9 protein-coding genes and 2 rRNA genes are annotated in these 12429 nt (G+C 34.9%); 6 read left to right on the forward strand and 5 right to left on the reverse strand.

Annotated elements, in window-relative coordinates:
• Positions 1-215: 215 nt before the first annotated feature.
• The 5 genes from MAGTDC_RS00005 to MAGTDC_RS00020 form a co-directional block, all read right to left on the reverse strand.
• Complete coding sequence (locus MAGTDC_RS00005) at positions 216-482, reverse strand: hypothetical protein (RefSeq protein ID WP_146656478.1); 267 nt, start codon at positions 480-482, stop codon at positions 216-218.
• Positions 483-674: 192 nt separating this feature from the next.
• Complete coding sequence (locus MAGTDC_RS00010; RefSeq protein ID WP_146656479.1) at positions 675-854, reverse strand: hypothetical protein; 180 nt, start codon at positions 852-854, stop codon at positions 675-677.
• A 25-nt stretch (positions 855-879) separates the two neighbouring features.
• On the reverse strand, positions 880-1050 hold the full coding sequence (locus MAGTDC_RS03950) for a hypothetical protein (RefSeq protein WP_192572869.1): 171 nt from the start codon (positions 1048-1050) through the stop codon (positions 880-882).
• A gap of 67 nt (positions 1051-1117) precedes the next feature.
• A complete protein-coding gene (locus tag MAGTDC_RS00015; RefSeq protein ID WP_146656480.1) occupies positions 1118-1318 on the reverse strand; it encodes a hypothetical protein in 201 nt (66 codons plus the stop codon).
• Between the two features lie 707 nt (positions 1319-2025).
• Positions 2026-2241, reverse strand: a complete 216-nt coding sequence (locus tag MAGTDC_RS00020; protein WP_192572870.1) for a hypothetical protein — start codon at positions 2239-2241, stop codon at positions 2026-2028.
• 752 nt (positions 2242-2993) lie between these two features.
• On the opposite strand from MAGTDC_RS00020, the gene MAGTDC_RS05110 reads away from it, so the two are divergent.
• The 6 genes from MAGTDC_RS05110 to MAGTDC_RS00040 all read left to right on the forward strand — a co-directional run bounded on the left by MAGTDC_RS05110 (position 2994) and on the right by MAGTDC_RS00040 (position 12340).
• The gene (locus MAGTDC_RS05110; RefSeq protein ID WP_278046834.1) at positions 2994-3140 is read left to right on the forward strand and encodes a hypothetical protein; all 147 of its coding nucleotides are present in this window, start codon (positions 2994-2996) and stop codon (positions 3138-3140) included.
• Positions 3141-3509: 369 nt separating this feature from the next.
• Positions 3510-5071: ribosomal RNA gene (locus tag MAGTDC_RS00025) — 16S ribosomal RNA — on the forward strand.
• A 450-nt stretch (positions 5072-5521) separates the two neighbouring features.
• Positions 5522-8233, forward strand: a 23S ribosomal RNA gene (locus MAGTDC_RS00030).
• Together the 16S and 23S rRNA genes form the textbook arrangement of a ribosomal RNA operon.
• A gap of 996 nt (positions 8234-9229) precedes the next feature.
• Positions 9230-9463: a hypothetical protein gene (locus tag MAGTDC_RS00035; RefSeq protein ID WP_192572872.1), complete on the forward strand. Its 234-nt coding sequence runs from the start codon at positions 9230-9232 to the stop codon at positions 9461-9463.
• A 2427-nt stretch (positions 9464-11890) separates the two neighbouring features.
• Positions 11891-12055 (forward strand): hypothetical protein, encoded by a 165-nt coding sequence (locus MAGTDC_RS03960; RefSeq protein ID WP_192572873.1) that lies wholly within the window; start codon positions 11891-11893, stop codon positions 12053-12055.
• 18 nt (positions 12056-12073) lie between these two features.
• A complete protein-coding gene (locus MAGTDC_RS00040) occupies positions 12074-12340 on the forward strand; it encodes a hypothetical protein (protein WP_146656483.1) in 267 nt (88 codons plus the stop codon).
• The last annotated feature ends 89 nt before the right edge of the window (positions 12341-12429 follow it).

The following is a 12429-nucleotide window of genomic DNA, read 5'->3' on the forward strand; positions in this document are numbered from 1 at the left end:
ACCAAGTTCACCTCAGTAATCAAGTAGAGATAAACCAGACAGATATTGTCGATATTTTGTTGTTAGTTAAAGGTAATCATCCATGACATCATCATCGTTAGATGTAATGTATTCATTTATTAAAAAACATCTAAGTCTCTCTTCATCTAATGGCAGTTTATCAACGTTCCAAGTGTTCTTAATGTTTCCAATGTTTTAACCATATTTATACCATTTTATCTAATAATTAAAACACCAACAACATCTGTTAATCTAAATCTATGTTTTTTTGTTGTTATTCCCATCAAACATTGATATGTACTTCTCGAAACGATCCTGCTTCAACTTCTTCACATGATTATCCATTCTCCCAACACCCTAACATCTTCGTATCTAGTATCACCTACATGAAACATCAGACCTAATACTTCAGCTGAACCATTACCTTCAATCAATATTAGATAATTATTCGTTATTCCTGTTTTATTAATCCCAACAACCATCAAACTCTATAAGTTTAATCTTCACTTGTTGTTAGAATCGAACATATTAATTTAAAAACCAACGTCCATGTCTTTTTTTATCCTTTTTTTGTTTTCATCGCTGTTATTTCATCATTGTCTTCAAACAACAATCCAATCTTAGACATCATGCTATGTTGGTATAAATCTTTATACATACTTCTAAACGTTTTCTTACATATTTGTAATGTTAACATGCAAAAGCAACAACGTTTGTGACTGCATTGATCTCATCTTATTCAACCAATAACATTTGATTAGTTCACATAAAACATCTTGTTTCTTCGTTGTAATTATATTTTCTGGTACATCTATCCCCGAATTACAACCATGTTCCACATGTTCGAAGTCCATCTGTTTGTTCGATAACATTCAAATGTTAAATCAAGATCTCAAATTCAACGGAGTTACCATCATTCTGTTGTGTTAACATCTTTCTGTTTCTAATAATCTTGAAAACATTTCGAAAGTACACAACATCCTGTGTTTCTAATAAAGTCAACAAATTAATACAAGTAATTCTTTCTACTTCAGACACAACATCCAACATCTTTTATGTTAACAAGGTTCATCCATGCCATATACTCTATATCCTTCAGAGAATGGTGTAATTTAACTTAAAACATATTCTTTATCATAAATTTATGAAACTTAATACTTATCTCTGTTTGTTGTCAATCTGTTACCAACGGGTATACAACACCCATCATCCATCAATCTTTATGCCAAGTATCATTGAAAGCATCTCCGTTGTTGTTTTTTGTTGATTCTAACACTTTATGGTTATATCTGATAGGTTTATGTTTAATTCAAACCATGATTTTATGTATCCTGATATTAAATCGATCATATTAGTTTATTCATCGAGATCAATATCTCAACTTTGGATTACATGTTGCATATTCATAATACAAACAACCTGCAGTTGATAATATCCGCAAAAAAAACAGGGACTCAAACATTTATACTAATGACCTGATTCATGTTCAGGTGTTGTTTTCTTAGCTCTATTCAATTGAATCGAGAGGTCGTTTGGTAGTTGTCGTTGAAATATCTTCTATCATGGATTTTTTGGTTAATTGTTAACAACGGATATAGATGTTTAGAATTTTGAATCCCATATGGTACTGCTAATGATTTAACGATAACCCATTAGATCATGCGTTTAGGACCATTCAAATGTTTCATCTCTTTTAAACTCCATGTCATTAATTATTTGATATAACTTTCATTGTATGACGATTACTTGAAATAATCCAACACATGAATTGTTCCCTCATTTGACACCATCATCGATGGTTGTGTATATCGTACATCAAAATAAACCCAACAACAAGATACTTGTTTAATCGGTTTTAACATTAAATAATTTTATATTTGAATTAAATTCGTGGAATTAACAACATTCTAGTTTTATTACAACATGTGGTTATTATAACATAAACATGAAATTAGATTTTTAATGCTATTAAATATGGTTCGATCAGTTCGTTATAATAAAGATAAATTAGTTTTCACCTATGTCTTAAACGTTCGATTCGAATTGTTTTAACAAGATCTGTTTGTTGTTTCTTATTATTCAGATGATTGATAATCTCAAACAATTAAACTCACATGCAACGTTGTTATTAAAAAACATTTGGTGTTGGTTTTTAGTGACATTACCATAGACATATTTCCAACATGTCATTTTGTTGTTTTTTCTATTAATTCGTTTAATATTTTTAATAACATTATACAATCCGTTGTTTTCTGTAGAACACATATACCCAAATATAAAATCAGTTAAGAGTTTTGTTCAGATGAATGTTTCAGTTGCTAATTTGTGATATGGTTCTGGTCATTTGATCATCATTAGCATTTAACATCAATAATATCTAATACTTTAACAGGATTTCTTCCTGTTTTATCGAAACCTTTGGTTTTTTGTTGGTCTGATGCCAACGTTGTAACCATCAATTTCTTCAACTACTTATGGGTTTGTTAAGTCTTTTGAAACATCATACCACTTTGATTTGCATTTATCATCTACAATTGGCTCTAAGTAATCATCTGATGGTTCCTAACATAGATCTTCATTTAAATAATCATACAACTTGTTAATCGTTATTATAACAACAAGAAGTTGGATACATTTTGTTATTAAACATAAAATTGTAAACAAACAGTCAAACAGAATTCATTAAGCATGGATCTGTTTTTTTATCAACAAAATCAAGATAAATATATAATCATCATCCGATGGCCGTGACAACAAAATGTATAAATTAATAATACATTCAACATATTAGTTTAATTTAATAGAATTTGTAATTGATAAAAGAACCAAAATTTTTACTTCTAATTGGTTGTTCAAGTACTCGTTGTTCGTTGTAAGTAATTAAGAAATAAGAATTGAGTATAAACATCATAGCTTTAATAAAACTTAAAAAACGAGTCATTAGTACGTTTGTGTCTATTTATTGAAGCTGTTAGTCGAATGTTGTTTTAATGTTGACATGCAGATGCATGGTGTGTGTTGGTATTGCTGGTCATAAATCAATAGGTATTATCGATGCCATAAATACCTCAATTATCTATAGTAAATGTTATCAAACTTCGGATGTAATACCCAATAACATGATAAAATTCATTTATTAATTAAAAAAACGAGGATATGTTTTAACGATCCACAACGTTGTAGCTAAATTAGCTTGTGGTTATAAGTAATAAAATTATAATAACAGTGAACCGACCTCAAATTAATTATGATATGGTTTGTAGATCATACTTGACGTTTACAGAATTCTGATTGCTATGTAACCGAAGCGATTAAAACATACGCTTAAATGTGATCACGTGTTGTCACATGTTTCATGTTTCTTAGATTTTTTTTATTATATATATATTATTGCTATATATTATAAGATATTAAAAACTTAGTACTTAAATGTTTGGTTTTTTTGTTTCCAAATATAAGAATGTTAAAACAAATCACTGAGTTCAGTACTAATTTGGTGTTGAACTTAGATTATTAAGAGCTTGATCCTGGCTCAGAACGAATGCTGGCGGCAGGCCTAACACATGCAAGTCGAGCGGATAACCTTAACAGGTTGTTAGCGGCGAACGGGTGAGTAACACGTGAGAATCTACCTTGTTCAACGGGATAGCTTAAGGAAACTTGAAGTAATACCGTATGACTCCTGCAACAGGTAAAGAATATTTCGGAACAAGATGAGCTTGCGGTAGATTAGCTAGTTGGTGGGGTAAAAGCCTACCAAGGCCAAGATCTATAGCTGGTCTGGGAGGACGGACAGCCACATTGGGACTGAGACAAGGCCCAAACTTCTACGGAAGGCAGCAGTGAGGAATATTGGACAATGGGCGGAAGCCTGATCCAGCCATGTCGCATGAGTGATAAAGGTCTAAAAAAGAGGTACAGAATATGTACTTTGGACTGTAAAACTCTGTTTGTTTAGTGATAATGATGATAGTAATTAAACAAAAGCTCCGGCCAACTTCGTGCCAGCAGCCGCGGTAATACGAAGGGAGCGAGTGTTGTTCAGTATTATTGGGCGTAAAGGGTATGTAGGCGGTTATATAAGTCAACAATTAAATCTTGAAGCTTAACTTCATAGCTGATGTTGATACTGCATAACTATGAACTTAATAGGGGTGAACACAATTCCAAGTGTAGAGGTGAAATTCGTTGATATTTGGAGGAGTACCAAAGGCGAAGGCAGTTCATTGGGTTAAGTTGACGCTGAGGTACGAAAGCGTGGGGAGCAAACAGGATTAGATACCCTGGTAGTCCACGCCCTAAACGATGAGTGCTAACAGTTGAGCATAAATAACAACCCCAAAAGTATGTCTTCGGATATACTAAAGGTTGCATGTTTATGTTTGATTGTATAGCTAACGCGTTAAGCACTCCGCCTGGGGACTACGGTCGCAAGACTAAAACTTAAAGGAATTGACGGAGACCCGCACAAGCGGTGGAGCATGTGGTTTAATTCGAAGCTACACGAAGAACCTTACCAGCTCTTGACATTTTAGGTTAAACATGTTGGAAACAACATGCCACTTACAAACAAAGTAAGAATACCTTGAACAGGTGCTGCATGGCTGTTGTCAGCTCGTGTCGTGAGATGTATGGTTAAGTCCCATAACGAGCGGAACCCTTATCCATAGTTGCCAAACAAATTAATGGCTCTCTATGGAGACCGCTAACAAAAATTAGAGGAAGGTGAGGATTACAACAAGTCATCATGGCCCTTATGGGCTGGGCCACACACGTGCTACAATGGCAACTACAAAGAGTCGCAATACCGTGAGGTGGAGCTAATCTCAAAAAGTTGTCTTAGTTCGGATTGTACTCTGCAACTCGAGTACATGAAGCAGGAATCGCTAGTAATCGTGGATCAGCATGCCACGGTGAATACGTTCTCGGGTCTTGTACACACCGCCCGTCACACCATGGGAACCAACTTTATCCGAAGGTTCTAGATTTAGAAATCAATGTAAGGTTGATGACCGAGGTGAAGTCGTAACAAGGTAGCTGTAGGGGAACCTGTGGCTGAAAACAACGAAATCGTGGTCTTTAGTCAAGATCATGTATGCTTGAAATTTATGTTAACTAAGCATTTGGTTAATAAAATTATTGAACATTAGTGAATATTTATATTTAAATTGAACTAATTACTCCATAAGTATTATGGCAACCAATGATACTTACGAATTATGTGAATACTTATGGGGAAGTGGTTACTGTTTAGAAACATTTGTTGGAAAACAAAATACTGATGGTATAATCCATCTAACCACCGCTGCCAACTTAGACTTGGCAGTGTTTTATTAATAAATGAATACGAATTATAAATGTGTATCGATTAAAACTTAATTAAAATCATCAGAATTTTGTATCACAATTGATTAGGTTTCTGTTTTAAACAATTATTTACACATATATTAATAAGAACAAACCACCAACGTTGGCTTCATCCTTTTCATTGTTTTTTATACTTCATTTTTTTGTTAATGTTGTTATAATGGCTAAGGGCATCTGGTGGATGCCTTGGTATGCATAATAAATTGACGATATATGGAAGATATGAAGTATAATTATCCTCTTGTCATAGAGGACCTTGGTCGTTGATCCAAGGTGTCATGAACACAGGGAACTGAAACATCTTAGTACCTGTAGGAAAATATATCTAAGATATTCTGTTAGTAGCGGCGAGTGAAACCAGACCATGGCTGTTGTGATAATGTTAACAACCAATTGTTTGGAACAACAAGCAAACAAAGGTGATAGCCCTTACTTTGTTGGCATTAAAACTACGAATAAAGTAGAACGAGACACAACGAATCTCGTCCGAAGATAGGAGGACCACCTTCTAAGCCAAAATATATATGCACAACCGATAGTGAACTAGTACCGTGAGGGAAAGGTGAAACAGAACCCGAACAGGGTAGTGAAACAGATCCTGAAACCGGATGCTAACAAGCAGTCGGAGGGTCCAAAGACCTGACGACGTACCTTTTGTATAATGGGTCAACGAGTTGCTGTTGCAAGCAGAGCTATTAACATTGAAATTAAGCGAAGCGAAAGCGAGTCCACAAAGGGCAACAACAAAGTTTGCAACTTCAAACCCGAAACCGAGTGATCTAACCATGGACAGATTGAAGGTTAACACCATTTAACTGGAGGATCGAACCCGTACGTGTTGCAAAACGTTGGGATGATCTGTGGTTAGGGGTGAAAGGCCAATCAAACTCGGAGATAGCTGGTTCTCTGCGAAACCTATGTAGGTAGGTTGTTAGTCGTATCCCAACAGGGGTAGAGCTCTGGATGGATGAATAGAATGAATAATTTTGTTTGATCTAACCAAACTTCGAATACTGTTGTTGGATTTAACCAATAATCACACTGCGAGCGATAACGTCCGTAGTGGAGAGGGAAACAACCCAGACCTTCGATCAAGGTCCTTAAATCTGAACTAAGTGAGAAAGGCGGTGAATGTTCGAAGACGATCAGGATGTAGGCTCAGAAGCAGCCATCATCTAAGGAAAGCGTAACAGCTCACTGATTGATGGATGTTCATGCCGAAAATGTAACGGGACTAAGTTCAGTACCGAAGTCAAGGGCGTTGCCAATCGAGCAAACGCAGTAGCAGAGCTTTCCGTAAGCCAAGGAATACAACCCGTGAGGGTTGTTGGAGGCATCGGAAGTGAGAATGTTGACATGAGTAACGATAATTGAAAGTAAGAATCTTTCACACCGAAAGATCAAGGATTCCCATTCCAGGTTGTTCCGAATGGGGTTAGTCGGTACCTTAGACCAAGCGCAAGCGCATAATCGATGGCAATCACGTTAATATTCGTGAACCTTCCACAAGTGACTTAACTTGAACTTTGTCAAACCTTATTAGGATTGGTTTTGGCATAAGTTTAACTGTTAACAAGAAACAGCTTGTGGATATAGACCGTACCAAAAACTGACACAGGTGATCAGGTAGAGTATACCAAGGTGTATGAGATAATTGTGCTGAAGGAACTCGGCAAATTGTATGTGTAACTTCGGGAGAAACATAACCTGACTTTGGGTAACCAAGGTTGGGTATAATAGAAACGGGGGAAGCGACTGTTTACCAAAAACACAGGACTCTGCAAAATCGTAAGATGAAGTATAGAGTCTGACGCCTGCCCGGTGCTGGCAAGTGAAGTTCGGATGTGTATAGCATTTGGATGAAACCCCATGTAAACGGCGGCCGTAACTATAACGGTCCGAAGGTAGCGAAATTCCTTGTCGGGTAAGTTCCGACCAGCATGAATGGCGTAACGACTTCCCCGCTGTCTCCAGCACAAGCTCAGTGAAATTGAAATCCCCGTGAAGATGCGGGGTACCTGCGGCAAGACGGAAAGACCCCGTGCACCTTTACTGCAACCTTGTATCGATGTATTTTGGTCAATTGTACAGTGTAGATGGTAAGCGATAACCGTTGGACGTTAGCTCAACGTAAGCTGCCAATGAAACACCATCCTGTTGCCAAACAACATCTTCATTACTACAAGTCAATCTTGATGTAACACAATGCAAGGTGGGTAGTTTGACTGGGGCGGTCGCCTCCTAAAGAGTAACGGAGGTGTGCACAAGGTAGGCTCATGACGGTTGGAAATCGTCAGTAGAGTACAATGGCATATGCCTGCTTAGACTGCGAGACAGACATGTCAAGCAGAGACGAAAGTCGGTCATAGTGATCCAACGGATCCAAGTGGAAGGGACGTTGCTCAACGGATAAAAGGTACGCCGGGGATAACAGGCTAATAACCCCTGAGAGTTCTTATCGACGGGGTTGCTTGGCACCTCGATGTCGACTCATCGCATCCTGGGGCTGAACAAGGTCCCAAGGGTATGGCTGTTCGCCATTTAAAGCGGTACGTGAGTTGGGTTCAGAACGTCGCAAGACAGTTCGGTCCCTATCTGCCGTGGGAAAAAGAATGTTGACGGATCCTGTCTCCAGTACGAGAGGATCGAGATGGACATACCTCTGGTCTACCTGTTGTCGTTGCCAACGGCATGGCAGGATAGCTAAGTATGGAATAGATAACAGCTGAATGCATCTAAGCCGGAAGCTAAACCGAAAACACATTCTATTAAGAGAAGTGACAGATTATCACGTTGATAGGCCAGATGTGTAAGTATGGTAACATATTTCAGCTAACTGGTACTAATATCTCGAAAATTATAACAAATATTAATCAAAACCTAATGTCAAACACTTGAATAATCAATTAACAAACCAATCACATCGTTTAGTTTACTTTACCTACTGAGAGTAATATATATTCAGAGGTTGATAATAACATCATAAACATTCTAACATTCAGATTAATTATGTAACCCAACATCGGTCATTACGAATGAATCATTACTTCGATTATTAAAACCAATCGATTTCAACATCCCATTAACGAAACTTATAACCTGTTGTTATTTCATTACTTCAATGTTGTACAAGAATATTATTAGAAATCGATGTATTAATTACCTCATTGTATTCCCATCTTGTTGGGATTTAACAACAAAACCAACATATAAACACGGATATATAGATCTTGGTATCAAGGTTTTATTTCCATGAACAAATAATTACATTGATGGTTGTATAAATCGATCATCCGTTGGTTCATTGACACTTAGATCTACACTTGTGTAAGTAAACAGTGTAAGCATTAGAAGCGGCTTTATAACATGAAATAAATCTATTAATTCCATGTTGGAGATGGTAACAACGTGCAACATGTTACAACGTTGTGGGTAATAAATCAGGATAGATTAACATCCGATATGTTATACCTCATAGTAAATCATATTAATATTAACAACCGAACGATGTTGTAGTTAAAACGGACTAACATGATATGACCAATGGAGAAAAATGAGATACAACACCCATGATGTTGGCCGATGCTATTGATCAAATATTAGCCAGTTTATAAATAACACTCTTGAATTAAATCAAAAAATATATACTATAATTCATAATAATTGACATCATTTCGATATTAACGGACAATTATTTATATTAAACAACAACATCCTTTTACCATCCATGATAACATGAATTGTTGAACTTAAGTGTTAGTGAGTTCAGTTTTTAACAAAGAGAATGGTAATTACAGTTTTGATTTAATCTTTTGATCATAAGATCTGATACCATTACAACAAAATAACATCGAACAAACCTGTGTTGTTTATATCACAAATTATGATTCATTTACTTTGGTATACCAAGGTTGTAAGTATTGAAGTACCGATCAATGGTATTATTAAACAAATTATTAAACCAACAAGTGAACATCGAATTAAAGATAGAAATAATATAGATGTAAACGTTGGTTTAAACGATGAATGTTTAAGCATCGGGCTTGTGATAAACAAGCATCCCATGGTTGAACCAACAACAGTTATTTTGTTTTAAGTAACACATTGTTTAACCAATTGGTATCTATGTACTAACAACAACAAAACAGGAATGAACTGGTTGTAATGATTGATGTAATGATAACATTCTTTGTTATTGAGATAATACAAATTAGTATAAATGGAGATCGAAATGATAACAATGATATCAGGTTATCCATCTAATGGTTTGGAGTAACAAATGTTTTATATTTAATACATTAAATTGATACTTCATCTTATTAACAAACGATTACATGTCTGATTAAACCACAAAACTACTGATCTTAACAAACGAACATGAAACCAACAAATTAAGGAGTTCATTGGTTGTAAACATTTCTTATGATTGGTTTAAACATCTTCGTGAAAACGAACACCACTATCAACTATTATACTACCTCGATTAATAACAACAAGATTACCTTAAACGATTATAAAACATTATGAAGTTATCATTGGTTAGTATTATGGATTAAAGATTTAAGTTATTCTTCGGATGTTATCCTTCATGGAGATTGTTAAATCGTTATCATAAGGAGAATCAACGTAGTAACCATGTTATAATCTCGATAGATAAAGATCCGAACATGAGTTCCGATGTTAGTAACTAAAATAATATAAAAACATGATCATAACTGATATATTTCGGTTCCTAAACATGTCGATGTTAACAACGGTCATCACCTTAATTCAAACAGATTGATGTTAACAAGGTGATACTGAAGCCATGAGCATAACATCATTAATGGATTGAACTAACTGGTTGTAATGAGCTATTGAAAGCTATTTGGTATGCATGTGTTGGATAACAAGAAAGGATACAACAAGAAGGTGAGATCGGTGGATTAAACTCAAGACAATAAATTATCCAGTTCTTGTTTATATGGTTGTTGAATGAATAATTCCGAAGGAAATAATGGTTTCAATTGAGTTATGATTAACAACGGGCAAGCAATGTTCATGGATAATATGGGTGGGGATAATAACCAAGTATTCACAAGATGTTTATAGTTAAAATGAATATTTCATCGATCAACTACAATATTTTGGCATATCAATGAAGGTACATCGTATTTATAACCACATATGGTGTACAATTTTTAAAAGTCATGAAATGTTGGTTAAGATATTCACAGAATTGATATTCTTAATTAAAAAATAATAAAGTTAACATTGTATCCCTGTTTGATACTTAATTCATCCGATAAAGAAATTATGAAACACCAAGACCGTTGACTAATCTCCATCGAAGTGTTAACATCTTCTTCGTTAAATAAATTGTTTCTTATGAAACCATTATCATCAATCCTGATCTCTATTTCTATCTAATATTAACAACAACCGATATATTTGGATGTTTTAATCGATGTAATTTAAAACAACAAAAATCCAGCACTATTACTTGGTGATATATATTGAATTCACGTTGGTTAAACCATAAAACTACCATCACGTTGTTTCGATCCGAACCATGATGGTTTGTTTGATAAATTAACCACCACAGATCACAAGTATTAACCTTTATCTGGCCAATATTATGGTAATACTGATTAACCATTTAACTATAGATGTTCTTGATCGGATCTTTGTTGGCAAAACAAACAAAAACTCAATAAACATTCATTCATGTGGAACCGATAGCAACCAGGATTGGGTTATAAGATATTCAAACATTGGATGTTGTTAGATAAATATGTTCAAGAAATATTTGTAAGTAATGGTAATAAAACGTTTGAACCGAACTCTTAGACCAAAAATTTCAAGCTGTTATGGAACTCCAATCGTTCAACATCCTCATCATTTCAATAGCTATTTGGTTATTTAATACAACAAAACATCTACCAAAATCATGTGCTAACATCGGTTTCTTATTTCCATATTAAACAACAACCAACCTCCAACGGGATGTAACCGATACACCTCCTTACACATTTTGTTTATCATGTTTATCGAAACTTATGATGTTATGGTTAATTATCGATCTATCTTTGGTTTAACAAGAAACAGTTGAAACAACCCGAACACTTGAATATACCATATAAGACATCGGTTACGAGTATACTAAACGAACGAATAAACCTCATTAATAAATACAAATAACTCTATAAACGTTTCACAACGTTGTTAACCAATTTATATGTGGTTCCATTCGTTGATGTTTATTTGTTGTTATAAATTAATCCAAACATTTAGATGTTCCGATTATTAAATCAGTGATTACAAACAATCGGTGTTATAGTATCCGATGTCATGGTTCCAATGTCTTACATTAACAACATTTTGTTGTTCTTTTGAATAGATCAGGATTGTAACCGAACATAACCCATTAACATTACACAACATCTTCAATGTTCGAACGTTTCATGTTTCATCGATGAATAACATCATCAAACGAATATGAGTTAGTGGTTCTTAACCATAATATCTCAAACAACAAGTTAACATGGACGTTGTTATGGTAAATCCACTCTTCAAAACAAGTCTATCAACACTTGATGTTTTGATTGAATTGATATTGAAAAAACAAGAACTCATTAGACAAACCACAAGTTTGAACCTTACAGCTTCAGAGAATTCTGATTCGAAGGTTGTTCTGGTAACTCAATAACGATGTCCTCATCAATAAATATGTAGAAAAGATTATCCTAGAGATAGGTATTATGGAGGTTGTTTGTTCACCAATGAGTTAGAGAAAGTGACAACAAATCGAACCAAACGTTTGATCAAATGTAAACATGCCAACGTTCAAACACATTCTGGCAGCCAAACGAATCAAACAGTTATGTTGTTGCTTCTGTCATTGAAAGATGCTATCATGGGAATGGATCTTAAATGTGGTGGACATTTGATACATGGATCAACAGTTGAATATATCCGGAATGTGATTCAATAGTGTATCATATGGTTGTTGATCTTAAAACTGATACAATCGATATGAATGAGGTTCTAAACGTTGTCATAAGATATAGACCTTGAAGCTTA

It is taken from the genome of Candidatus Hodgkinia cicadicola (assembly GCF_002774925.1).